This is a genomic window from Streptomyces lanatus (genome assembly GCF_014655715.1).
In the GTDB taxonomy this organism is placed as follows: domain Bacteria; phylum Actinomycetota; class Actinomycetes; order Streptomycetales; family Streptomycetaceae; genus Streptomyces; species Streptomyces lanatus.
In genome coordinates, this window is record NZ_BNBM01000012.1 from 61,515 (window position 1) to 84,832 (window position 23,318).

21 protein-coding genes are annotated in these 23,318 nt (G+C 70.7%); 17 read left to right on the forward strand and 4 right to left on the reverse strand.

Annotation, left to right across the window (positions count from 1 at the left end; translation table 11 throughout):
• The first annotated feature begins 45 nt into the window (after positions 1 to 45).
• Entirely contained in the window at positions 46 to 465 is a 420-nt protein-coding gene (locus IE325_RS28320; RefSeq protein ID WP_190072930.1) for a hypothetical protein, read from the forward strand.
• A complete protein-coding gene (locus tag IE325_RS28325) occupies positions 458 to 2,563 on the forward strand; it encodes a tetratricopeptide repeat protein (RefSeq protein ID WP_190072931.1) in 2,106 nt (701 codons plus the stop codon). Before IE325_RS28320 ends, IE325_RS28325 begins: the two co-directional genes overlap by 8 nt.
• 3 nt (positions 2,564 to 2,566) lie before the next feature.
• On the opposite strand, the gene IE325_RS28330 is transcribed toward IE325_RS28325, so the two are convergent.
• Positions 2,567 to 3,760: a PucR family transcriptional regulator gene (locus IE325_RS28330; RefSeq protein ID WP_190072932.1), complete on the reverse strand. Its 1,194-nt coding sequence runs from the start codon at positions 3,758 to 3,760 to the stop codon at positions 2,567 to 2,569.
• A 128-nt stretch (positions 3,761 to 3,888) separates the two neighbouring features.
• Between IE325_RS28330 and IE325_RS28335 the strand changes: the two genes are divergently transcribed.
• The 3 genes from IE325_RS28335 (at position 3,889) to IE325_RS28345 (ending at position 7,373) form a co-directional block, all read left to right on the forward strand.
• Entirely contained in the window at positions 3,889 to 4,815 is a 927-nt protein-coding gene (locus IE325_RS28335; protein ID WP_190072933.1) for a proline dehydrogenase family protein, read from the forward strand.
• A gap of 39 nt (positions 4,816 to 4,854) precedes the next feature.
• Positions 4,855 to 6,486, forward strand: coding sequence for an L-glutamate gamma-semialdehyde dehydrogenase (gene pruA, locus IE325_RS28340; RefSeq protein WP_190072934.1), 1,632 nt, complete (start codon positions 4,855 to 4,857; stop codon positions 6,484 to 6,486).
• A 71-nt stretch (positions 6,487 to 6,557) separates the two neighbouring features.
• Entirely contained in the window at positions 6,558 to 7,373 is an 816-nt protein-coding gene (locus IE325_RS28345; protein WP_190072935.1) for an alpha/beta fold hydrolase, read from the forward strand.
• Positions 7,374 to 7,382: 9 nt separating this feature from the next.
• Here IE325_RS28345 and IE325_RS28350 read toward each other — a convergent pair whose 3' ends face one another.
• Positions 7,383 to 7,589, reverse strand: coding sequence for a DUF5988 family protein (locus IE325_RS28350; protein WP_190072936.1), 207 nt, complete (start codon positions 7,587 to 7,589; stop codon positions 7,383 to 7,385).
• 94 nt (positions 7,590 to 7,683) lie between these two features.
• Between IE325_RS28350 and IE325_RS28355 the strand changes: the two genes are divergently transcribed.
• Together IE325_RS28355 and IE325_RS28360 are read left to right on the forward strand one after the other, a co-directional pair.
• Positions 7,684 to 8,241 carry a GNAT family N-acetyltransferase gene (locus IE325_RS28355; protein ID WP_190072937.1) on the forward strand — a complete coding sequence of 186 codons (558 nt, stop codon included), beginning with the start codon at positions 7,684 to 7,686 and terminating at the stop codon, positions 8,239 to 8,241.
• 292 nt (positions 8,242 to 8,533) lie between these two features.
• On the forward strand, positions 8,534 to 8,674 hold the full coding sequence (locus IE325_RS28360) for a hypothetical protein (RefSeq protein WP_107083653.1): 141 nt from the start codon (positions 8,534 to 8,536) through the stop codon (positions 8,672 to 8,674).
• A 16-nt stretch (positions 8,675 to 8,690) separates the two neighbouring features.
• Here the strand turns inward: IE325_RS28360 and IE325_RS28365 are convergent, their stop codons facing one another.
• Complete coding sequence (locus IE325_RS28365; RefSeq protein ID WP_190072938.1) at positions 8,691 to 10,259, reverse strand: purple acid phosphatase family protein; 1,569 nt, start codon at positions 10,257 to 10,259, stop codon at positions 8,691 to 8,693.
• A 153-nt stretch (positions 10,260 to 10,412) separates the two neighbouring features.
• Here IE325_RS28365 and IE325_RS28370 point away from each other — a divergent pair, with 153 nt between their 5' ends.
• The gene (locus tag IE325_RS28370) at positions 10,413 to 11,456 is read left to right on the forward strand and encodes a 3-isopropylmalate dehydrogenase (protein ID WP_190072939.1); all 1,044 of its coding nucleotides are present in this window, start codon (positions 10,413 to 10,415) and stop codon (positions 11,454 to 11,456) included.
• Between the two features lie 306 nt (positions 11,457 to 11,762).
• Positions 11,763 to 12,851 carry a branched-chain amino acid aminotransferase gene (locus IE325_RS28375; protein ID WP_190072940.1) on the forward strand — a complete coding sequence of 363 codons (1,089 nt, stop codon included), beginning with the start codon at positions 11,763 to 11,765 and terminating at the stop codon, positions 12,849 to 12,851.
• Here IE325_RS28375 and IE325_RS28380 read toward each other — a convergent pair.
• The gene (locus IE325_RS28380; RefSeq protein ID WP_190072941.1) at positions 12,848 to 14,299 is read right to left on the reverse strand and encodes a cytosine permease; all 1,452 of its coding nucleotides are present in this window, start codon (positions 14,297 to 14,299) and stop codon (positions 12,848 to 12,850) included. The two genes, IE325_RS28375 and IE325_RS28380, sit on opposite strands and share 4 nt — an antisense overlap.
• Before the next feature lie 137 nt (positions 14,300 to 14,436).
• On the opposite strand from IE325_RS28380, the gene ureA reads away from it, so the two are divergent.
• The 8 genes from ureA to IE325_RS28420 all read left to right on the forward strand — a co-directional run bounded on the left by ureA (position 14,437) and on the right by IE325_RS28420 (position 23,316).
• On the forward strand, positions 14,437 to 15,117 hold the full coding sequence (gene ureA, locus IE325_RS28385) for an urease subunit gamma (protein ID WP_190072942.1): 681 nt from the start codon (positions 14,437 to 14,439) through the stop codon (positions 15,115 to 15,117).
• On the forward strand, positions 15,114 to 16,787 hold the full coding sequence (locus IE325_RS28390) for an urease subunit alpha (RefSeq protein WP_190072943.1): 1,674 nt from the start codon (positions 15,114 to 15,116) through the stop codon (positions 16,785 to 16,787). Before ureA ends, IE325_RS28390 begins: the two co-directional genes overlap by 4 nt.
• 8 nt (positions 16,788 to 16,795) lie before the next feature.
• Positions 16,796 to 17,815, forward strand: a complete 1,020-nt coding sequence (locus IE325_RS28395; RefSeq protein ID WP_190072944.1) for an agmatine deiminase family protein — start codon at positions 16,796 to 16,798, stop codon at positions 17,813 to 17,815.
• Between the two features lie 8 nt (positions 17,816 to 17,823).
• Positions 17,824 to 18,423: a TetR/AcrR family transcriptional regulator gene (locus IE325_RS28400; protein WP_190072945.1), complete on the forward strand. Its 600-nt coding sequence runs from the start codon at positions 17,824 to 17,826 to the stop codon at positions 18,421 to 18,423.
• A 133-nt stretch (positions 18,424 to 18,556) separates the two neighbouring features.
• Positions 18,557 to 19,588 carry a TolB family protein gene (locus tag IE325_RS28405; protein WP_229912093.1) on the forward strand — a complete coding sequence of 344 codons (1,032 nt, stop codon included), beginning with the start codon at positions 18,557 to 18,559 and terminating at the stop codon, positions 19,586 to 19,588.
• A gap of 65 nt (positions 19,589 to 19,653) precedes the next feature.
• On the forward strand, positions 19,654 to 20,904 hold the full coding sequence (locus IE325_RS28410) for a TolB family protein (protein ID WP_190072947.1): 1,251 nt from the start codon (positions 19,654 to 19,656) through the stop codon (positions 20,902 to 20,904).
• 318 nt (positions 20,905 to 21,222) lie between these two features.
• Entirely contained in the window at positions 21,223 to 22,827 is a 1,605-nt protein-coding gene (cimA, locus tag IE325_RS28415; protein ID WP_190072948.1) for a citramalate synthase, read from the forward strand.
• A gap of 54 nt (positions 22,828 to 22,881) precedes the next feature.
• A complete protein-coding gene (locus IE325_RS28420) occupies positions 22,882 to 23,316 on the forward strand; it encodes a VOC family protein (RefSeq protein WP_229912094.1) in 435 nt (144 codons plus the stop codon).
• The last annotated feature ends 2 nt before the right edge of the window (positions 23,317 to 23,318 follow it).

Genomic DNA, 23,318 nt, shown 5'->3' on the forward strand with positions numbered 1-23,318 from the left:
GGCTACAGTCGAGTTGGCTTTGCTCGCGCGCTCAACGGGGGTCGGGTGGACGTGGTGGAAACCGAGCGGATCAGGGTGAACGTCTTCGCTCCCGGCGATCCCGAGTCGCGCGCCGCCGCCCTGGAGGCGTTCGCCGCGGCCGACAGTGTGGGCAAGGGCGTCGACGCGCGCGGGACCGTTCCGCTCGGGGACGTGCTGCTGATCGGCTCGGTGGCGACGCATGCCCTCGCCTATCTGATCAACACCCTGCGCAAGGCGTGGAGCAAGGGCGTCGTCGTCGACGCGATCGGCAGGCAGATGACCATCCGCCAGGACCCGGCGCTGCCCCGCGGTGTGGTCGTCGTGCGCTCCAAGTCCGGTGAGGTGACCGTCCGCGACGGGGCCGGCCTCGCGGACATCGTCGGCAACGCCCTCCCGGCACGGGGCGGTGACGGGGCGGGCACCGGCGGGTCCGGCAATGCCTGACGAGGGACGTGACCCGGGGCGCAGCATCCTCTTCGACCGGTATCAGAATCCGGCGCTCGCGGCCGAGGCGCGCGAGATGAGCATGGCGTTCGCGGACTACTCCTACCTTCGCAGGCTCAGCGGCGAGGACGATCCGGACCGGGCGTGGGAAGCGCACTTCGCCCACACCCAACCCCAGGTCCGGCGGGTCCTGGACGGGCTGCTGGGGACGTTCCCGCCGGAGGAGCGCGAGCGGGCGGAAGCGCTGGCGGGCTCCGTGGAGGCGTTCGCCCTTCCCTCGGCCGCGGTGGAGTCGCGTGTCTTCGAGAACCCCGGAGAGGCCACCGGGTATCTCATCGGCATCTCCCCGATCGCGGTCCAGCTGACCGGCGAGATCGCCTGGGGACTGAACGGCGCGCACCCCTACATGGCCAAGGCACTCCCCAAGGGATGGGAGGCGGCCACGATGCACGCCCAGGAGTCGCTCGCACTGAGCATCAGCAGGTACATCCGTGACCTGGAAGGCGCCGGTGAAGGGCCCGTGCCCATGGGCATGCTCAACCTCGCGATGACGCACCCCGCCGGACCCGGGAAGTGGTCGCACGGGCGGGGACCGCGGGACTTCTACGACGCGGCGACCGCCTTCGCCCTCGCCCACGAACTGGCGCACATCGACAACGGGGACCTGCTTCCCGCGGAGAACCGCACGACGACCGCTCTGCTCTCGCAGCAGATCGCCCCCCTGCTGGGGATCTCCGCCGAGGAGAACGAGGAACTCACGGCCGACGCGGCGACGTTCACCAGCTGCTTCAACTACTTCCTGGGCACCTGGCTCATGCTGAACGAGCGTCCCACCGGCATTCTCGGCGTCCTGAAGCGCCTTCAGTGGAAGGCGCAGCTCGGACTCACCGCCTGGCACAGCGCGCGGCGCGCGACCGAGGCCTGTGAGGCCTACTACTCCGCGATCGCGGTCCTGTCGGACATCTCGTTCCGGCGCGGCGACGACGACGCCGCGAGCCGCCTGATGACCACCGCGATGCGCGTTCCGTTCGTCCAGTTCTACGTCCAGCGCATGCGCGAAGAGGTGCTGGCACCCTCGTACGGGCCCTTCATGTGGACCGACGAGGACGTCCTGTACCGCAAGGCCCACCACAGTTGGCGCGTCCACTTCGTCGAGGACCTCCTGCCACAGACGAGCCGCCACCAGCGCGCGGACCTGCCGGACTGGCTCGCCTCTCTGAAGACGCCCGGCGAGTTGGCGAAGCAGCCGGAGGTGCTCACCTCGGTCGCGGCCGACTGGCAGGGGAAGATCGCGGACCTGGAGCGGGAGAAGGGCGCCGACGACGCCGAGACCCTCTCCGCCCGGGCCCATGTCGCCCACTTGCTGAGCGAGGCGCAGGACTTCGCCGGAGCTGTGGCCGTTCTGGAGGAACTGCTCGTCGACGTGGAGCGGGTGGCGGGCGCGGACGACCGCGGCACCCTCGGCATCCGGCACAACCTCGCCTGGCTCCGGGCGAGGTCGGGTGATGTGGCGGGAGGCATCGCGGCGTTCCGTGAACTGCTCGCCGACCAGGAACGGGCCTTCGGACCCGACGACCCCGAAGTCCTGGACACGCGGTACGAACTCGCCTGGCTGCAGGGGGAGTCGGGGGACGTGGACGGAGCCGCCGCAGCCTTCGCCGAACTGAGCGCCGACTACGAACGCGCCCTGGGCCCCCACCACGCCGCCACGCTCGCCACCCGCGACAGCCTCGCCCATTGGCGCGAGACGGCGGGGGACGCGCCGGGCGCCGCCGCCGCTTCCGTCGAGGCGCGCACCAGCCAGTACCCCGTGCTCTGCCCCGACCACCCCGGCACCCTCCCCGCCTACGAGGCGCGGCTGGAGGAGATGGAACGCCGCCTCGGCCCTGGCGACCCCGATGTCCTCACCACCCGTTGGTTCGTCGCCGTACTGCGCGGGAAAGCGGGGGACGCGGCTGGAGCCGCCGCCGCGTACGCCGGGCTGCTCGACCACGATCTGCGGCCCCTGGGCTTCGACGACGAGGACCTGCGCCTCATCCGGGACAACGTCACCCACTGGCAGGGCAGGGCCGACCGCTCGGAGCCCACGGCCGGGTAGCGACTAGAGCCGCGCCCCCTTCAAGGCCATGTGCAGCAGCAGCCGGTCCTCCCCGTCGTCCAGATCCAGGCCCGTGAGCTGCTCGACCCGGGACAGGCGGTAGTACAGGGTCTGGCGGTGGATGCCCAGCTCGGCGGCGGTGCGGCCCGCCTGGCCCGCGCAGTCGAGGTAGACCTCGGCGGTGCGGGCGAGATCGCGGTGGGCGGGGGCGAGGAGCGGGGTGACCGCCGGGTCGTGGACCGTCTCCGGGGCCAGGGAGGTCAGCAGGCGGTACGGGCCGATGCGGGACCACTCGGCCACCGGGCCGAACCGCGGTTCCGCCAGGGCGGCGCGGGCCGCCGCCGACGCCTCCCGCCAGCCGGTGCCGAGGTCGGCGAGGCCGGTGCGCGGTTCGCCGAGTCCGGCGGCCACCCGAATCCCCGCCGGGCTCTCCTTCAGCAGCCGGGTAGCCGCAGCCAGCGCCGCCGTACGCACCTCGGGTGAGCGCAGCCGGACCAGTGCGGCGAGGCTCTGGCCCGTCGTGCCCCACGGGACCGTGCACAGCGCGGTGGCGTGCGGCACCGTCCGCACCGACGGGGCCTCGTCCGGGTCGGCCGACGGCCAGGGGGCCACGCAGACCACCGTATGGACGCCGTCGGCGCGTGCGCCCAGCGCGGTGCGCAGCTCGGCGACCGCCGCGTCGCCCTGCCAGCCGCGCTCGGCGGTCAGCGCGGCCCGCAGCTCCCGGCTGAGGTCCGCGCCGTGCTGCGCCTCGTCCGCGAGGAGGGCGCCGATCCGGGCGGTCACCTCCATGGCCGCCGTCAGCTGCCGGTCCGTGGGACCCGGATCGTCGTCGAGGAGCCAGACATAGCCCAGCACGACACCCCTATGGCGTACCGGCAGGCAGATTCGTCCGCGATACACCCCCGCCTCCGGGGTGCGCGGGATCCGCACCGGTCCGGTCGCGCGGGTGATGCCGAAGCCCTCGAACCAGGTGCGGACGGCGGACGTGGAACGCCGCGTCAGGATCGAGCGGGTGCGCACCGGGTCCAGGGAGGAGGCGTCGAGGTCGCCCTCACTGTCGTAGGCACCGAAGGCGATCAGCTCGAAGTCCCGGTTCTCCAGGGTCGCGGGGGCGCCGAGGAGCTCCGAGATCTCGTCGACCAGCTCCTGGTAATCGCCTTTGTAGTCCGCCGTCACTCCGCCATTCTCCCGCATTTTCGCAGGCCCTTCATACATCTGTCTGAGATCTGTGGCACGGATGCGTGACAGCTGTCGATGGTCGAGGATCGGGGGGATCCTTAGGTTTCACGGTGGTTCTATCTGCTGGTTTGTGGAGGTGCCCCGTGCTGGGTCCCGTGATTCTTGCCGCGTCGCGCAGCGACCGGATGCGACGCCTGATCTCGGCGGCCCCGGTGACCAAGCAGGTCGTCGACCGCTTCATCCCCGGTGAGACCGTCGGCGACATCGTGCCGATCATCAAGGAGCTCACGGCCAAGGGCCTGGAGCTGACGATGGACGTCGTCGGCGAGGACATCACCACCCCCGAGCAGGCGGCGGCCGCCCGCGACGCCTACCTGGCGCTCATCGACCGGCTGCGTGAGCTCGGCCTGGGCGACAGCGTCGAGATGTCCGTCAAGCTGTCCATGTTCGGACAGGCGCTGGACGGCGGCCATGAGCTCGCGCTCGCCAACGTCCGGCCCGTCGTCGAGGCCGCCGCCGAGATCGGCACCACCGTCACCCTCGACGCCGAGGACCACACCACCCTCGACTCGATGTTCGCCATCCACGAGGAGCTGCGGAAGGACTTCCCGCAGACCGGCTGCGTCATCCAGGCCTACCTCTTCCGCACCGAGAACGACGCCCGCCGCCTCGCCGACGCCGGCAGCCGGGTGCGGATCGTCAAGGGCGCCTACAAGGAGCCCGCCGAGGTCGCCTACCAGCAGAAACACGAGATCGACAAGGCATACGTCCGGGTCCTGAGGATTCTGATGGAGGGCGCCGGGTACCCGATGATCGGCTCCCACGACCCCCGCCTGATCTCCATCGCCCAGGAACTCGCCCGGCGTGCCGGCCGCAAGCTCGACGAGTACGAGTTCCAGATGCTGTACGGCATCAGGAGCGACGAACATCTGCGACTGGCCGCCGAGGGCCATCGGATGCGCGTCTACACGGCGTACGGCACCGACTGGTACGGATATTTCATGCGGCGGCTCGCGGAGAAGCCGGCGAACCTGCGTTTCTTCGCCCGAAGCATCCTCAGCAAGGGCTGAGCCCCAACACCCGCTCAAGTTCAAGGAGTTACGGATCTCATGGACGCTGTGACCCAGGTCCCCACCCCCGTCAACGAGCCGGTGCACGGCTACGCCCCCGGCTCTCCCGAGCGTGCCCGTCTTGAGGTCAAGCTCAAGGAGCTCGCCGAGAACCCCATCGACCTGCCGATGACCATCGGCGGCGAGAAGCGGCTGGGCGGCGGTGAGCGCTTCGATGTCGTGCAGCCGCACAACCACAAGGCCCGCCTCGGCACCTACGGCAACGCCACCCAGCAGGACGCCCAGGACGCCATCGACGCGGCCCTCGCCGCCGCGCCGGCCTGGCGTGCGATGTCCTTCGACGACCGTGCCGCGATCATCCTGCGCGCGGCCGAGCTGCTGTCCGGCCCGTGGCGCGAGACGCTGGCCGCCTCCACCATGCTGGGGCAGTCCAAGACCGCCCAGCAGGCCGAGATCGACTGCCCCTGTGAGCTGATCGACTTCTGGCGCTTCAACGTCAAGTACGCCCGTGACCTGCTCGCCGAGCAGCCGGTCGCCAACTCCCCGGGTGTGTGGAACCGTCTCGACCACCGCCCGCTGGAGGGCTTCGTCTACGCGATCACGCCGTTCAACTTCACGGCGATCGCGGGCAACCTCCCCACCGCGCCCGCGCTGATGGGCAACGTCGTCGTCTGGAAGCCGTCCCCGACGCAGACCCACGCCGCCGTACTCCTCATGCAGCTGCTCGAGGAGGCCGGGCTGCCCAAGGGCGTCATCAACCTCGTCACCGGCGACGGCATCGAGGTCTCCAAGGTCGCCCTGGAGCACCGCGACCTCGCCGGTATCCACTTCACCGGCTCGACCAAGACCTTCCAGTACCTGTGGAAGACGGTCGGCAACAACATCGAGAAGTACCGCTCCTACCCGCGCATCGTCGGCGAGACCGGCGGCAAGGACTTCGTCGTCGCCCACCCGAGCGCCGACAAGGCCATCCTGAAGACGGCGCTGACCCGCGGTGCCTTCGAGTTCCAGGGCCAGAAGTGCTCGGCGACCTCCCGGGCGTACATCCCGGCGTCGATCTGGAACTCCGGCTTCAAGGAGGAGTTCGCGGCCGAGGTCGACTACATCACCATGGGCGATGTCACCGACCTGTCGAACTTCGTCGGCGCCGTCATCGACGACCGTGCCTTCGCCAAGAACAAGGCCGCGATCGACCGCGCCAAGTCCGACCCGACCTGCACGATCGTCGCGGGCGGCTCCTACGACGACTCCGTCGGCTACTTCGTCCGCCCGACCGTCGTGGAGTGCTCCGACCCGGCGAACGAGGTCTTCACGACCGAGTACTTCGGCCCGTTCCTCGCCGTGCACGTCTACGAGGACGACAAGTACGACGAGATGCTGGAGCAGATGGAGTCGGTGTCGGCCTACGCCCTGACCGGCTCCGTCATCGCCGGTGACCGCGCGGCGGCCGCCCACACCATGGACAAGCTGCGCTACGCCGCCGGCAACTTCTACATCAACGACAAGTCGACCGGCGCCGTCGTCGGCCAGCAGCCCTTCGGTGGCGGCCGCGCCTCCGGCACCAACGACAAGGCCGGCGCCCCGCAGAACCTGATGCGCTGGACCCTGACCCGCGCCATCAAGGAGACGCTGGTCCCGCCGACCGACTACACGTACCCCCACATGGGCTGACACTCGCCAACTCAGCGCAAAGGGCCGGGTCTTGACGGACCCGGCCTTTGCCGTGTTGCGACAATACGGCCATGACGGTGACTGCGGACGACGGCGTACGACTGTGGGCGAGCGCATCGGGGCAGGGCGAGCCGCTGGTGCTGTGCCACGGCGGGCCCGGCCTGTGGGACATGTTCGAGGACGTCGCGGAGATGCTCGGCGAACTGACCACGGTGGTCCGCTGGGACCAGCGCGGATGCGGGCGCTCGGAGCGGTGCGCGGGCCCGTGGACGACGGACCGGTTCGTGGCCGATCTCGACGCCGTACGACAGCACTTCGGGCTGGAGCGGATGGCGCTGCTCGGGCACTCCTGGGGGGCGCAACTCGCGCTCGCCTACGCGCTGGCGCATCCGGAGCGGGTGAGCACCCTGGTGTACGTGGCCGGGACGGGTATCGGGCCGGTCGACGAGTGGCGCCCGGCATACGAGGAGAACCTCGTCGCGCGGCTGGGTGAGGACCCCGAACGGCTGGCCCGCTGGCGGGAGTTGCCCGAGGGCGACCGGGAGCGGGCGGTGCTCCAGTGGTCCGCCGAGTTCGAGGACCGGGCGCGGGCGCTGGACCACGCCGGGCGGATGGCCGACCCGTGGTTCGGCATCAACACCGAGTGCAACGTCGCCCTGAACGCCGAGAACCGCCGCAGGCCCGGGCTGTACGCCGCCTGCCGGGCCCTCGACCTGCCCGTGCTCATCGTCGACGGCGCCCGGGACATCCGGCCGCGCTCGGCGGTGGACTCGCTGGAGCGGGCGCTGCCGAGGGCGGACCGGGTGATCCTGCCGGACGCCGGGCACCTGCCGTGGGTGGAGGACCCGAAGGGCTTCCGGGAGGCGGTGGCGACGGCGCTGAGGTGAGCCGCCGCTCTAGCCCGGCATCTCCGTCCGCTCCCACCACTCGAAGACGGGGAGCGCGCCCTCCGGGGTGTTCGCCCGGCGCCCGGTCGGCCGGAAGTGCTCGTAGCCGTTCCGGAGCTCGATCTTCACGTCCGGACCGGGGGAGGGGGTGGGGACGATCCGTTCGGGCAGATCGTCCGGGCCGCCCTCCAGGAACACTTTCGCGGTGTCGTTCATGACCTCACCGTTCCCCTCACCATGACCGTCTGTCCCGGGCCGCGCGGAGGATCAGCCGAGTGGGCGATCCACGCCCCGGTCCGATACTGGTCCGATGACTACCCTCGCATCCGCCTTCACCGTGCGCACCGCACACACCGCGGACCTCGCCCCCGCCGAAGTGCGCGCGATCCGCGCCCTGTTGGACGAGGCCTTCGACGGCGATTTCTCCGAGGAGGACTTCGAGCACGGACTCGGCGGCATCCACGCCCTCGTCCACGACGCCGCAGGGCGGCTCGCCGCCCACGGATCGGTGATCATGCGGCGGGTGCGGCACCGGGAGCGGTGGCTGCGGGTCGGGTACGTCGAGGCGGTCGGCGTACGGCCGGACGCGCGCCGCGGTGGGCTGGGCGGGCGCGTCATGGCCGAGCTGGAGCGGATCGTCGACCGGGCCTATGACGCGGGGATGCTGTCCGCCGGCGACGAGGGGGCGGCGCTGTACACCGCCCGGGGCTGGGAGGTGTGGCCCGGGCGGGTCTGCGCGCTCGGGCTCGACGGGGTGGTGCACCTCCCCGACGAGGAGGGCAGCACCTTCGTGCGGACCGCGCTCGCCGGGTCGCTCGACCCCGCCTTCGAGCTGGTCTTCGACTGGCGGGACGGGGATGTGCTGTGACCGGGCTGAGGTAAAAGGCGCAGGTCAGTGGTGTGTGACCCACTCCACCGTCTCAGATAGTAGGAAGTCCGAGTAATTGTGGAGACAGACGCGGCGTCCTCCCTTAGCTTTGTAGAAGCCGAACGTCTCGCTCGATCAAGCGAATGGCGGTCGTGAGCCGGGCCCCGTGCAGGCAACCCCTGCGGCCACGCTCCTCGCCCCACCGTGGGGGTACCTCCCACGCCTTTAAGGCAGTGGGGGAGTCTCGAAACCCCTCTGTGCACTCCCGGATTGTCGAAGGAGTCGATTTCCCATGGCCGAGACGACCGCCCGCCGTCGAGTCCGTCACCTCTCCCGTACGAGCGAGTCCGACCGCAAGAACGCCGCGGCCGCCCTCCAGCGCGCCCTCGACCGCAGGGACAACGGCGGGGCCACCGGCCACCAGGCGGCGTAGGCGCCGCCCGGGTCGGTCAGCTGCCGCGCCGCACCTCGAAGTGGTCGATGCGCTCGCCGTTCTGCGCCAGTGCCGACACCTTGAGCCGGGGCTTCGCGCCACCCTCCGCCGCCACGCTGAGGAACGAGAAGCCCCGATAGCGCACCCGCGACCACTGAACGGTCTCCGCCTTTGAGTTCCGTGACTTGGTCCACATGAAGGTGTCGACCGACTCCCGCTCGGTGACATGCCCCTCGTAGCTCTCCTCGACGCCCGAGGGAAAGCCGTACAGCTCCTTGCCGCCCCCGCCCGCCGTGACGTACACGATGCCGTCCCGCGTCGGGTCCGTCGAGGCGCCGATGGGCACCTGCGCGCCGACCTCGCCGTTCTTGATGGCGTCCGTCCGCTCGTAGACATGGTTGTGCCCGTTGATCACCAGGTCCACCTGGTGCCGGGCGAACAGCGGCACCCACTCGGCCCGCACACCCCCGTCGGACGCGTGCGAGGACGTCGAGTAGGCGCAGTGGTGGAAGAAGACGACGATGAAGTCGACGCCCTTCGCCGCCCGCAGCTCGCCGAGCCGCTCGTCCAGCCACTTGGTCTGACGGCCGTCCGTGTGCCCCTGGTTGGCGGGGATCTCGTACGACACGTCGTTCGCGTCCAGCGCCACGACGCCGACGTTGCCGTAGGTGAAGGAGTACACGCCCGGCGCCGTACGGGCGTCGAAGCCGCTGTCCGGCAGGGACCAGCGGGCCAGCTGGCCGCCGTAGCCGTCCGGCGAGTACCAGGCCTCCATGTCGTGGTTGCCGGTCGTCACCATCCAGGGCACCGACTTGGCCACCGACTCGGTCTGCTTGAGGTAACCGTCCCAGAAGCCGGGGTCGTAGCCGTCCGACTTCTCGCCCGACCCCCTGACGTTGGCGTAGCAGATGTCGCCGGCGTGGAGGTGGAAGGCGGGGTTCTGGCCCAGCAGGAGCTTGTCGTTGGTGGCGGCCGCCTCGCTGACGCCCTGGTCGCCGAAGGCCGTGAAGGTGAAGGCCTCCGGGCTCGCGGGAGCCGTGCGGAAGGAGGCGATCGTGGCGCGGTTCGCCGGGGCCGCCGGGTCGAAGCCGTCATGGCCCACGCCGTAGTAGTACGTCGTGCCGGGGCGCAGGGAGTCCAGTGCCGCGTGGACGTAGTACTGCTCCAGCGCCGCGCGGATGCCCTGCAGCCCGGGGGTGTACAGATCGCGGATCTCGGCGTCGATCCTGCGGCTCAGGTCGTCGGGCCGCAGACCGATCCGGACGAACGGCTTCTTCACCGCGGCCGGTACCTGCCAGGAGATCCGCATCTGCGACTTCGGGTCGGCGCCGAAGGCGAGATGACGGCCGAAGGGGGCGACGGCGGAGCCCGGCACCTTGGTGGAGACGGACGGCGAGGGCCGCGTGCCGGCCGTGCCCCCCGGCTTCTCCGACCCCGAGCAGCCCGTCAGCAGCCCGCCCGCCACCGCGCCCGCGGTCACCAGCGTGCGGCGCCGGGTCAGCTTGGTGCGCAGATACTCGTGCTGCTCCGCCATGCTCATTCGGCGGGCGAGCTGGGGCGGGATGCCGAAGTCGGGGATGTCCATGGGGGAGAAGTTCCCAGCGCAGGTTCAGTAGAGGCCAACACCCGCCCCTCATACGGGTGAACGCCCGTCGAAGCGCAAGTGCTGTCCCCCGTCCGGCCGTCCGCATGGCGGACACCGCATGTCATTCCATGGGACGAGGAGTAGGGTGCCGACATGTCTCGCAGCCTCAATCTCGCAGTGATTCCCGGTGACGGCATCGGGCAGGAAGTCGTGGCCGAAGGGCTCAAGGTCCTCTCCGCCGTCCTCCCGCAGGATGTGAAGCTGGAGACCAAGGAGTTCGACTTCGGCGCCCGGCGCTACCACGCCACCGGTGAGACCCTCACCGACGCCGACGTCGACGCGCTGAAGAAGCACGACGCGATCCTGCTCGGCGCCATCGGCGACCCGTCGGTGCCGTCCGGTGTCCTGGAGCGCGGCTTCCTGCTGAAGCTCCGCTTCCTCTTCGACCACCACGTCAACCTGCGTCCGTCGAAGCTGCTCCCGGGTGTCGCCACCCCGCTGGCGGGCGAGCCGTCGATCGACTTCATCGTCGTCCGCGAGGGCACCGAGGGCCCGTACACCGGCAACGGCGGCACCATCCGCAAGGGCACCGAGCACGAGGTCGCCACCGAGGTCTCCGTGAACACGGCCTTCGGTGTCGAGCGCGTGGTGCGTGACGCGTTCGCCCGCGCCCAGGCCCGGCCGCGCAAGAAGCTGGCGCTGATCCACAAGAACAACGTGCTGACCTTCGCCGGTCACCTGTGGACGAACGTCTTCAACAAGGTGGCCGAGGAATTCCCCGACGTCACCACCGAGTACATGCACGTCGACGCCGCGACCATCTACCTGGTCACCCAGCCCGAGCGGTTCGACGTCATCGTCACCGACAACCTCTTCGGCGACATCATCACCGACCTCGCCGCGGCCGTCTCCGGCGGCATCGGCGTCGCGGCGAGCGGCAACATCAACCCGAGCGGCGACTTCCCGTCGATGTTCGAGCCGGTCCACGGCTCCGCGCCCGACATCGCCGGCCAGGGCAAGGCCGACCCCACCGCCACGGTCCTGTCCGTCGCCCTGCTCCTGCGGCACCTCGGCTACGACGCCGAGGCCGCCCGGATCGACGAGGCCGTCTCCGCGGACCTCGCCGAGCGCACCGGCAAGCCCGCCCGCTCGACGTCGGAGATCGGCGACGCGCTGGCCGTACGAGTAGCCGGCTGACCCTCCCCCACTGCCTTAACGGCGTGGGGGGACCCCCACCGCTCACTCGAATCCTTTCGAAGCCGTCGGGTCACTCCGTACCCGGCGGCTTCCCCATGCCCGCCGCCGGGTGGCACCATCAGCCCTTGGGTCGCGATACACGCCGGATCACGCCGATCAGGCCGATTTCTTCCACGGCTTCCGCTTGCGATAATCGAACGCGGAGCCGCGGAATCAGGGAATGCTCGGACGTCCTAGCACTGGCCACTGGCAGTACTGGCGTGAGCGCGGCCCGCCACAATCAAAACCGGTGAAGGACATCCACTCATGACGACGCCCACGATCGAGCTCAAGCCCTCAGCCAGCCCGCTCTCCGCCGCCGAGCGCGAGGCGATACTGGCCAACCCGGGGTTCGGCCGCCACTTCACCGACCACATGGTGACGATCAAGTGGACCGAGGGCCGCGGCTGGCACGACGGCGAGCTCGTGCCGTACGCGCCGCTCTCCCTCGACCCGGCCACCATGGTCCTGCACTACGCGCAGGAGATCTTCGAGGGGCTGAAGGCCTACCGCCAGCCCGACGGGTCCGTCGCCTCCTTCCGCCCCGAGAAGAACGCCAAGCGCTTCCAGGCGTCGGCCCGCCGGCTCGGCATGCCGGAGCTGCCGGTCGAGACGTTCATCGAGGCGTGCGACGCGCTGGTCGGACAGGACGAGGCGTGGGTGCCGGCGCACGGCGGCGAGGAGTCCCTCTACCTGCGCCCCTTCATGTTCGCCACCGAGGTCGGCCTGGGCGTCAAGCCGGCCAGCGAGTACCTCTTCATCGTCATCGCCTCCCCGGCCGGCGCCTACTTCCCCGGTGGTGTGAAGCCGGTCTCCATCTGGGTCTCCGAGGACCACGTCCGCGCGGTGCCCGGCGGCATGGGCGACGCCAAGACGGGCGGCAACTACGCCGCGTCCCTGCTCGCCCAGGCCGAGGCCGCCGCCGAGGGCTGCGCACAGGTCTGCTACCTCGACGCGGTCGAGCGCAAGTGGGTCGAGGAGCTCGGCGGCATGAACCTGTACTTCGTGTACGGCGACAAGATCGTCACCCCCTCCCTCACCGGCTCCATCCTGGAGGGCGTCACCCGCGACTCCCTCCTCACCGTCGCCCGTGACCTCGGCTACGAGGCGGAGGAGGGCCGGGTCTCCGTCGACCAGTGGCAGCGCGACTCCGAGAACGGCACCCTCACCGAGGTCTTCGCCTGCGGTACGGCCGCCGTCATCACGCCGGTCGGCATCGTCAAGCGCACGGGCGCCGAGTGGCGCCAGGGTGACGGCGAGCCCGGCGAGGTGACGCTGAAGCTGCGCCAGGCCCTCCTCGACATTCAGCGGGGCAAGGCCGACGACCAGCACGGGTGGATGCACAAGCTGGGCTAGTTCTCGGCCGTGACCGTCAGGGCCGCCACGGACTCCGTGTCCGTGGTGGCCCTTTCGTGCGACTGAGAGGACTTGCCGAGTGTCAGCAGCACGTACACCACGCCCCCCACGACCCCCGACACCAGGAAACTGCAGTCCACCCCGCCGGTCAGCCCCAGCAGCGGCCCCTCGTACGACGGCAGGGACACGGCGAGCAGACCCACCGCCGCGCCCAGTCCCCAGGCCACCGTCGCCGGGATGTTCCACCCGCCCCGGTACCAGTAGATCCCGCCGCGCGCCCGGCGGTTGAAGACCTGGAGGGCGTCCGCGTCGTAGACGCCATGGCAGCGTGCGAAGCCGATCAGGGTGATGACCGCCCATGGGGTGCCGATCGCCGTCAGCAGCAGCACGAAGGACGTCATCGCGTCCTGAGCGGTCGAGGCGTAGTGGCCGACGAAGACACAGACCGTGGCGACGACCGCGACGGTGCAGGTGGCGCGGGCGCGGGAGGCGCGCGGCAGGATGGCGTCGAGGTCGAGGCCCATGGAGTAGAGCATCAGACCCGCGTTGCCGACCGAGCCGGCCGAGGCGGCGAGCAGCAGCGGCAGCAGGTACCAGGCGGGGGAGGCGTCGACCAGGGGACCGGCGTAGTCGAGGGCCGCGCGTGCCGCGTACGACGTGAAGGTGCCGAAGAGCTGGGGGACCAGCAGCCCCAGCAGCAGGCCGAGCCAGGTCGCGTGCAGTACCCGGCGGGAGGTGTGGCGGGCCGGTGAGATGTAGCGGGTGTAGTCGCCGAGGAGGGTGATGAAGGCGATCGGGCCCGACAGCCCCGCCGCCACCGCCGCCAGCAGCCAGGTCGGCCAGAACCCGCCCAGCAGATAGCCGCCCGCCTCCGGCAGCGCGTCGGTCGTGAAGTGCGGGGCGTAGGCGATCACGCCGAGGAGCAGCAGGGCCGTCATGCCGACCGCGAGGATCCTCGACATGGCGAGCAGCACGCGATAGCCGTACACCGCGCCCGCGACGGTCGCCGCGGCCAGCAGCCCGTACACCACGCCGTACGACACCCCGCTCGCCGGCATCCCGAACAGCCGGCCCAGCACGCCCACCATCACATCGCCGCCGATCCACACGGTCAGGGCGGTGTAGCCGAGGGCGAGCAGCAGGCCGACCACCGAGCCGACCAGGCGGCCGCGCACGCCGAACTGGGCGCCGGATGACGTGGACAGGTTCGTCGCCGTGCGCAGGGAGATCAGGGCCAGCGGGGCGGTGAGGGCCGTGCCGACCACGGTGCCCACCACGATCGAGCTCACCGACGCCCACCAGCCCAGGCCGAAGGACGGCGGCAGCCAGCCGAAGACGATCACTCCGAGGCAGAGGTTCGACCCGAGCAGGATCGAGACGAGGTCCCGTGGGCCGCTGGTGCGTTCCTCCTCGGGGATGGTGTCGACTCCGCGCTGTTCCATCGGCATGGGTGGCTCCCTCGGCTGCCTCGGTTTGAGTGACGTTCAATCTGAGGTGCGCCAGGTTTGCTGTCAACCTTTCGGTCGGTGGAATTTCATGTTTAGAGTGATGCTCTAAAGTCGAGTCTGCAAGGAGGTGCCGCGTCGTGAGACTGACCCCCACGGAACGTGACCGGCTGCTGCTCTTCGGAGCCGCCGAACTGGCCCGGGCACGCCGGGCCAGAGGGCTCAGGCTGAACGTGCCCGAGGCGACCGCGGTCATCGCGGACACCGTGTGCGAGGCCGCCCGGGACGGGGCGCGGCTCGCCGAGGCGATCGAGCGGGCGCGCGGTGTGCTCGGCCCGGACGATGTCCTGCCGGGCGTCGCGGACGTCGTCACCGAGGTGCATGTGGAGGCGGTCTTCGACGACGGCTCACGGCTCGCGGTCGTGTCCGATCCGCTCGGCGGCGGGCTCGGCCCCGAGGCCCCTGGCGCGCTGCTGCCGGGCCCGCGGCACGCCGAGCCGGAGGCGGACGTAAGGCTGACGGTCGTCAACACCGCCACCGTGCCCGTCTCCGTCACCTCGCACTTCCACTTCTTCGAGGCCAACCCGCGACTCGACTTCGACCGCGCGACGGCCTACGGGATGCGGCTCGCCGTGCCCGCCGGGTCGTCCGTGCGGTTCGGGCCGGGGGAGGGCGTGGAGGTCGGGCTCATACCGATCGGGGGTGACCGGATCGCCGTCGGGTTCGCCGGTCTCGTCGACGGGGCGCTGGACGCGCCGGGGGTGAAGGAAGAGGCCCTGCGCAGGGCCGCCGCCTGCGGATATCTGGGAGTCGAGCAGTGAACCCGTACGAGTACGCCGCCACCCATGGCCCCCGCGCCGGCGACCGTGTCCGGCTCGGCGACTCCGGGCTGACGATCCGGGTCGAGGAGGACTCGCAGCGCTACGGCGACGAGTTCCTCGCCGGGTTCGGCAAGACCGCCCGGGACGGGCTGCACCTCAAGGCCGCCGCCGTCCGGGACACCTGTGACGTCGTGATCAGCAATGTCGTGGTGATCGACGCGGCCCTCGGGATCCGCAAGGTCTCCATCGGCATCAGGGAGGGCCGGATCTGCTCGATCGGGCGGGCCGGGAACCCCGACACCCTCGACGGGGTCGACGTCGTCGTCGGCACGGGCACGTCCATCGTGTCCGGCGAGGGGCTCATCGCCACCGCCGGGGCCGTCGACACCCACGTCCATCTGCTGTCGCCGCGCGTCATGGAGGCGTCGCTCGCCTCCGGGGTGACCACGATCATCGGGCAGGAGTTCGGGCCGGTGTGGGGCGTCGGCGTCAACTCGCCCTGGGCGCTGCGGCACGCCTTCAACGCCTTCGACGCCTGGCCGGTCAACATCGGCTTCCTGGGCCGGGGTTCGTCCTCCGACCAGGCCCCCTTGGTGGAGGCCCTCGCCGAGGGCGGCGCGTCCGGCTTCAAGGTGCACGAGGACATGGGCGCCCACACCCGGGCGCTGGACACGGCCCTGCGGGTCGCCGAGGAGCACGACGTCCAGGTCGCCCTGCACAGCGACGGGCTGAACGAATGCCTGTCGGTGGAGGACACCTTGCGGGTCCTGGAGGGGCGCACCATCCACGCCTTCCACATCGAGGGCTGCGGCGGCGGACACGTCCCGAACGTGCTGAAGATGGCCGGCGTGCCGAACGTCATCGGCTCCTCCACCAACCCCACCCTGCCCTTCGGGCGGGACGCCGTCGCCGAGCACTACGGCATGATCGTCTCCGTCCACGACCTGAAGACCGACCTGCCCGGCGACGCCGCCATGGCCCGCGACCGCATCCGCGCCGGGACCATGGGCGCCGAGGACGTGCTGCACGACCTGGGCGCGATCGGCATCACCTCGTCCGACGCGCAGGGCATGGGACGGGCCGGCGAGACCGTGCGCCGCACCTTCGCGATGGCCGGGAAGATGAAGGCCGAGTTCGGCGCCCCGGACGACAGCCACGACAACGAGCGCGTCCTGCGCTACATGGCCAAGCTGACCCTCAACCCGGCCATCGCCCACGGCCTCGCCCACGAGGTGGGGTCGCTGGAGGTCGGCAAGCTCGCCGACATCGTGCTGTGGCGGCCGGAGTACTTCGGCGCCAAGCCGCAGCTTGTCCTCAAGTCCGGTTTCCCGGCGTACGGCGTGACCGGCGACCCGAACGCCGCCACCGACACCTGCGAACCCCTCGTCCTGGGCCCGCAGTTCGGGTCGTACGGCGCCACCCCCGCCGACCTCTCCGTCGCCTTCGTGGCCCGGGCCGCCCTCGACCAGGGCCACGACACCATGCCGACCCGGCGCCGCAGGGTCGCCGTGCGCGGCACGCGCGGCATCGGACCGGCGGATCTGCGCCTGAACTCCCGTACCGGAACGGTCGATGTCGACCAGCGCACCGGCCTGGTGACCCTCGACGGCGAACCCCTGCGCTCACAGCCGGCCGACTCGGTCGCCCTGAACCGCCTCTACTTCCTCTAGGACTGCTGATGACCTACCGCATGCCCCCCGAATGGGCCCCGCACGAGCGCACCTGGATGGCCTGGCCGGGGCCGAACGCGACCTTCGAGGACGCCGAGGACCTCATGGCCGCCAGGCTGGCCTGGGCGTCCGTCGCCCGCGCCGTCCGCCGCTTCGAGCCGGTGACGATGGTGCACGGGCCTGGGCAGGGCGAGTCGGCGCGTGCGCTGCTCGGCCCGGACATCGACCTGGCGGAGCGGGAGCTCGACGACGCGTGGATGCGCGACATCGGCCCGACCTTCGTCAGCGACGGTCGTCAACTGGCCGCGGTGGACTGGGTGTTCAACGGCTGGGGCGCCCAGGGCTGGGCCCGCTGGGAGAACGACTCCAAGATCGCCCGCCATGTCGCGGACCTGGCCGGGGTACCGGTGCTGTCCTCGCCGCTGGTCAACGAGGGCGGCGCGATCCACGTCGACGGCGAGGGCACGGTGCTTCTCACCGACACCGTCCAGCTCGGCGCGGGTCGCAACCCCGGCTGGACCCGCGAGCAGGTCGAGGCCGAGATCCACGCCAGGCTCGGCACCCGCAAGGCGATCTGGCTCCCGCGCGGCCTCACCGGCGACTATCCGCCGTACGGCTTCGGCACCCTTGGCCATGTCGACATCGTCGCCGCGTTCGCCCGCCCCGGCGTGGTCGTGGCCCACTCTCAGCCCGACCCCGCCCACCCCGACCACGAGGTGACCAAGGAGGTCATCGGACTGCTGCGGGCGCAGACCGACGCGCGGGGCCGCCGCCTGGAGGTCGTCGAGGTCCCGGCGCCCACCGTCCTCGAGGCCGACGGACACTGGGCCGACTACTCCTACATCAACCACTACCTCTGCAACGGCGGCGTCGTGCTCTGCGGCTTCGACGACCCGCGCGACGAGATCGCGGCCGGTATCTTCCGGCGGCTGTTCCCGAAGCGGACGGTGACGCTCGTCGACGCCCGTACGATCTTCGCGGGTGGTGGAGGCATCCACTGCATCACACAGCAGCAGCCGAAGATCTAGGAGCACAGATGGCCGGTGGGCGCAGGCAGGCGCCGCCCCGCGACGAGGTCCTCGCCGCCGCCATGGAGATGATCGCCGAGCGCGGTCTGGAGAAACTCACCATGGCGGCGCTCGGCCGCGAGGTCGGGATGAGCAGCGGCCATCTCCTCTACTACTTCCACTCCAAGGACGAGCTGCTGCTGCGGACCCTGGAGTGGAGCGAGGGCCGGCTCGGCGGCGAGCGCGGCCGGCTGCTGACCCGCACCGCCTCCGCCCGCGAGCGGCTCGACGCCTACGTCGACCTGTACGTCCCCGAGGGCCATCGCGACCCGCACTGGACGCTGTGGATGGAGGTCTGGAACCGCTCGCAGAACGCCGACGACGACGCCCGCGACCGCCAGGCCGCCATCGAGGGCGCCTGGCACCGCGACCTGGTCGCGCTGCTGGCGGAGGGGGTGTCACACGGCGAGTTCCGCACGATCGACCCCGACCGCTTCGCCGCCCGGCTGCGGGCGCTCCTTGACGGCTTCTCCATCCATGTGGCCATCGGACTGCGCGGCACGGACCGGGCGCAAGTTCTGCGCCATGTACGGGAGTTCCTGGACGACAGCCTCCTCGCGGACTCCTGAGCCCACGCCCTGGTTGTACGCAATTTTGCGGATTGACCCTGTAGCGGATGGTGCGTTTGCCTCATGGGGAGCCCTCGGCGCGGGCCGGGGGGCCATGGGGAGCACAGGGGGGAACATGTCCAAAGTCGCACGGGTGTCCGGAGTTTCCTTAGCCGCGGCGCTGCTGCTCGCGCTCACCGCGACGACCGCGGCCGCCGCGCCCGCCCCGCACACCGAACGGATCAGCACCGCCGCCGACGGCACCCAGGCCGACGGCGCCTCCACCGCCGCGATGATCACGCCGAACGGCCGCTTCGTCGGCTTCCGTTCCTCGGCGACCAACCTCGTGCCCGAGGGCATCACCCATCCGGGCACCTACTCCTACATCCGTGACCTGAGAACAGGCCATCTCACCAAGATCGAGCGAGCGCTCAGCACGCCCGAACTCAGCGCCGACGGCCGCTACGCCACGTACATCGACTGGGGCAGCCGCAACATCCATGTCTTCCTGACCGACCTGAGCACGGGCGACCGCATCCGGGTCGGGGAGGGCAGCGGCGCTGACAGCACCTACGCGCCCGCCATCAGCGCGGACGGCCGCTACATCGCCTACCGCTGGTCCGGGCACCCGCAGTTCCCGACCCGGATCGACCTCTACGACCGGGTCACCGGCACCCGCGAGACGGTCAGCGCGGGCCCGGCCGATTCCGCACGGGACATGGACGACCCGTCCATCAGCGGCGACGGCCGATACATCGCCTACCAGGACAACGGCAGCGGCGACGTGTGGGTCGCCGACCGCACCGCCGGCACCCAGACCGAGGCCGACGACGACACCCGCTCCACCGTCGTCCAGCTGAGCGCCAACGGCCGCACGCTGGCGATGGACTCGGCGGACGGCTCGTACATACGGGACCTGCGCACCGGCCGCGTCCAGCACTTCCCCGACGCCGACGTACGGGCCGTCAGCCCGGACGGGCGCCGGGTCCTGCTCCAGGACGGGCAGCAGGACCTGTGGCTGCGCGACCTCCACGGCGGACGCCAGGCCTACGTGGGCCATGGCAGCGCCGTCGAAGGGGCGATATCCGACAAGGGCCGTGCGGTCGTCTACTCCACGGCCGACACGGACGTCGTACCCGACGACACGAACGGCGTGTCCGACGTCTTCCGGCGAACGGGACGATGAACCCGCCGGACCAGGACAGACCACACGCAACACACGCAACAACAGGGGGAATCTTGTTCACAACCATGCGGGGGACAGCCGTCGCCGTGCTCGCGGGGGCGATGGTCATCCTGTCGGGGACCTCCGCGGCCCCGGCGCCGACGACGCCGCGGACCGAGCGCATCACGCTTTCCTCGACCGGGGAGCAGCTCCAGAAGGGGACGGGCGGCCCGGGACTCAGTGCCGACGGACGCTATGCCGTGTTCGTCACCGGGGACTCCCAGGTGGTGCCCGGCGACACCAACGAGCGGACCGACGTGTTCGTCCGGGACCTGCGCCGGGGCACCGTCGAACGGATCAACGTGGCGTCGGACGGGACGCAGGCGGACGGCTCCAGTTCCTACGCGCGGATCAGCGCAGACGGCCGCTATGTCGCCTTCGACTCCTCGGCGACCAACCTCGTCGACTGGGCCGAACCGCCCCGGAACCCGAGCGACGTCTATGTCCACGACCGCCGCACCGGCCGCACGGAACGGGTGAGCGTCGCCCCGGACGGCGGGTCGGCCTGGGTGTTCGACAACCTGGACATGTCCGCGGACGGCCGCTACATCGCCTTCGACGGCTCCTCGCAGCGGATGGAGGGCGACCCGAACAACCAGAACGTCGCCTACGTCCTCGACCGCCGCACCGGCGCCGTCAAGCGGATCAGCGACCACATCCCGTCCGACTGGTACGTCTTCAGCCTCGCCCTGAGCGCCGACGGCAGCCACCTGGCCTATGTGCAGCGCCACCCGCGCGGCGGACGCCACGAGCTGTGGCTCGCCGACCTGCGGACCGGTGAGCAGAAACTGGTGAACGCCACACCCGAGGGCGACCCCACCAACGGTTCACCCGTGGGCGCCTCGCTCTCCGCGGACGGCAGCCTCGTCGCGTACTCCTCCTTCGACGAGAGCACGGTCCCCGGGCCACCGCCGTACACCTGGGAGCTGTACCTCTACGACCGCCGCACGGGGAAGACCCGGTGGGTGACCCACGAGGGCAAGGGCGGGCTCGGCGCCGGCGTCCTCAGCCCCGACGGCCGCAGGCTCGCCTTCCACACCACGACCCCGCTGGGCGAGGAACCGACCATCGAGAACGTCTATGTGCGGGACCTGCGCACCGACCGCACCGAACTCGTCACCCGCACCCTCACCGGCGGACCGCAGCCCGAGGGCTATGCCGCACCCAGCGCCTTCACCCGCGACGGCCGTCTGCTGTCCTTCACCTCGACCGCGCCCGACCTGGTCCCCGGGGACACCAACGGCGTGGGCGACGGCTTCCTGCGCCGACTGCGATGATCAACGCAGTGCTCGCATCCTGAGACGGACGGTGAGCCCGGGGGCGGTCTGTGCCAGACTTCCCCCGTGCTCTCGTTCGCCATGATTATTGGCAGCAGGCGCGCCGGTCCGCAGTGACCACCACGTACGACCAGGTACGGGTGGACACCGTCGTCCTCGACCCGCGCGCAGACCTCTCGCACCCGCGAGGGGTTTTTCGCTTTTCTGGCCCACCTTCAGCCGGAAGCAGAGCGCGAGGGATCATAGGAGGACGGTGGAGCCGGTCATTCCGGTAAAGACCGCGATCCAACGGGATCCAACAGCAGGAGCCTTGACACCATGACCGCAACCAGCGAGCTCGACGATTCGTTCCACGTCTTCGACACCACCCTGCGCGACGGCGCGCAGCGGGAGGGCATCAACCTCACGGTCGCGGACAAGCTGGCCATCGCACGGCACCTGGACGAGTTCGGTGTGGGCTTCATCGAGGGCGGCTGGCCCGGTGCCAACCCGCGTGACACCGAGTTCTTCGCGCGCGCCCAGCAGGAGATCGACTTCAAGCACGCCCAGCTGGTCGCCTTCGGCGCGACCCGGCGAGCGGGCGGCAAGGCGGCCGAGGACCCACAGGTCAACGCGCTCCTGGCGTCCGGCGCCCCGGTGATCACCCTCGTCGCGAAGTCGCACGACCGCCATGTCGAGCTGGCCCTGCGCACCACCCTGGACGAGAACCTGGAAATGGTCCGCGACACGGTGTCGTACCTCCGTGAGCAGGGCCGCCGGGTCTTCGTCGACTGCGAGCACTTCTTCGACGGCTACCGCGCCAACCCCGAGTACGCGAAATCCGTGGTCCGTACGGCCTCGGAGGCCGGCGCCGACGTCGTCATCCTCTGCGACACCAACGGCGGCATGCTCCCCGCCCAGATCCAGGCCGTCGTCTCCACCGTCCTCGCCGACACCGGCGCCCGCCTCGGCATCCACGCCCAGGACGACACCGGCTGCGCGGTCGCCAACACCCTCGCCGCGGTCGACGCGGGCGCGACCCACGTCCAGTGCACGGCCAACGGCTACGGCGAGCGCGTGGGCAACGCCAACCTGTTCCCGGTGGTCGCGGCCCTGGAGCTGAAGTACGGCAAGAAGGTCCTCCCCGACGGCCACCTGGCGGAGATGACCCGCATCTCGCACGCCATCGCCGAGGTCGTGAACCTCACCCCCTCCACCCACCAGCCCTACGTCGGCGTCTCCGCCTTCGCGCACAAGGCCGGTCTGCACGCCTCCGCGATCAAGGTCGACCCGGACCTGTACCAGCACATCGACCCCGAGCAGGTCGGCAACACCATGCGCATGCTGGTCTCCGACATGGCCGGCCGCGCCTCCATCGAGCTCAAGGGCAAGGAACTCGGCATCGACCTCGGCGGCGACCGCGAGCTGGTCGGCCGGGTGGTGGAACGCGTCAAGGAACGCGAGCTCAAGGGCTACACCTACGAGGCGGCCGACGCGAGCTTCGAACTCCTCCTGCGCGCCGAGGTCGAGGGCAAGCCCCTCAGCTACTTCCAGGTCGAGTCCTGGCGGGCGATCGTCGAGGACCGCCCCGACGGCACCCACGCCAACGAGGCCACGGTCAAGCTCTTCGCCAAGGGCGAGCGCATCGTCGCCACGGCCGAGGGCAACGGCCCCGTCAACGCCCTCGACCGCTCCCTCCGCGTCGCCCTGGAAAAGATCTACCCCCAGCTCGCCAAGCTCGACCTCGTCGACTACAAGGTCCGCATCCTGGAGGGCGTCCACGGCACCCAGTCCACCACCCGCGTCCTGATCTCCACGTCCGACGGCGCGGGGGAGTGGTCCACGGTGGGCGTGGCCGAGAACGTCATCGCGGCGTCCTGGCAGGCGCTGGAGGACGCGTACACGTACGGCTTGCTGCGGGCCGGGGTGACGCCGGCGGAGTAGGCCGAACGGACGTCGCCGCCGCCCCGCCGCCGTCGTCCACGGCACAGTGGAGCCATGGACGACAAGGACATGGACGCAAGGAAATTCCTGGCCCTGGGGCGGACGGCGACCCGGCTGCCCGCCCAGGACCTGGAGCGGGCCCGGCGCTTCTACGCCGAGAAGCTCGGCCTGGAGCCCGTCGACGAACGGCCCGGCGGACTGCTGTACCGGGCCGGGGACACGGAATTCGCCGTGTACCAGTCGACGGGAGCCTCCCCCGGGACCTTCACCCAGATGGGCTGGCAGGTCGAGGACGTCGAGGCGGTGGTCACGGAACTCAGGCGGCGCGGTGTCGAGTTCGAGGAGGTCGACGTGCCCGGCCTGCGCACCGTCGACGGCATCGCCGACATCGAGGGGCACTACCCGAGCAAGGGCTTCCGCGGGGAGCGCGCCGCCTGGTTCCACGACAGCGAGGGCAACCTGCTGGGCGTCGGCCAGCCGTACACCTGATC

Excerpts from the sequence above, each read along its gene's own strand:
- IE325_RS28325 (WP_190072931.1), top strand. The coding sequence starts at position 458 with ATGCCTGACGAGGGACGTGACCCGGGGCGCAGCATCCTCTTCGACCGG.
- IE325_RS28420 (WP_229912094.1), top strand. The coding sequence starts at position 22,882 with ATGGACGACAAGGACATGGACGCAAGGAAATTCCTGGCCCTGGGGCGG.
- IE325_RS28375 (WP_190072940.1), top strand. The coding sequence starts at position 11,763 with ATGACGACGCCCACGATCGAGCTCAAGCCCTCAGCCAGCCCGCTCTCC.
- cimA (WP_190072948.1), top strand. The coding sequence starts at position 21,223 with ATGACCGCAACCAGCGAGCTCGACGATTCGTTCCACGTCTTCGACACC.
- IE325_RS28355 (WP_190072937.1), top strand. The coding sequence starts at position 7,684 with ATGACTACCCTCGCATCCGCCTTCACCGTGCGCACCGCACACACCGCG.
- pruA (WP_190072934.1), top strand. The coding sequence starts at position 4,855 with ATGGACGCTGTGACCCAGGTCCCCACCCCCGTCAACGAGCCGGTGCAC.
- IE325_RS28400 (WP_190072945.1), top strand. The coding sequence starts at position 17,824 with ATGGCCGGTGGGCGCAGGCAGGCGCCGCCCCGCGACGAGGTCCTCGCC.
- IE325_RS28345 (WP_190072935.1), top strand. The coding sequence starts at position 6,558 with ATGACGGTGACTGCGGACGACGGCGTACGACTGTGGGCGAGCGCATCG.
- IE325_RS28360 (WP_107083653.1), top strand. The coding sequence starts at position 8,534 with ATGGCCGAGACGACCGCCCGCCGTCGAGTCCGTCACCTCTCCCGTACG.
- IE325_RS28365 (WP_190072938.1), bottom strand. The coding sequence starts at position 10,259 with ATGGACATCCCCGACTTCGGCATCCCGCCCCAGCTCGCCCGCCGAATG.
- IE325_RS28330 (WP_190072932.1), bottom strand. The coding sequence starts at position 3,760 with ATGCGGGAGAATGGCGGAGTGACGGCGGACTACAAAGGCGATTACCAG.
- IE325_RS28370 (WP_190072939.1), top strand. The coding sequence starts at position 10,413 with ATGTCTCGCAGCCTCAATCTCGCAGTGATTCCCGGTGACGGCATCGGG.
- IE325_RS28350 (WP_190072936.1), bottom strand. The coding sequence starts at position 7,589 with ATGAACGACACCGCGAAAGTGTTCCTGGAGGGCGGCCCGGACGATCTG.
- IE325_RS28410 (WP_190072947.1), top strand. The coding sequence starts at position 19,654 with ATGCGGGGGACAGCCGTCGCCGTGCTCGCGGGGGCGATGGTCATCCTG.
- IE325_RS28395 (WP_190072944.1), top strand. The coding sequence starts at position 16,796 with ATGACCTACCGCATGCCCCCCGAATGGGCCCCGCACGAGCGCACCTGG.
- IE325_RS28380 (WP_190072941.1), bottom strand. The coding sequence starts at position 14,299 with ATGCCGATGGAACAGCGCGGAGTCGACACCATCCCCGAGGAGGAACGC.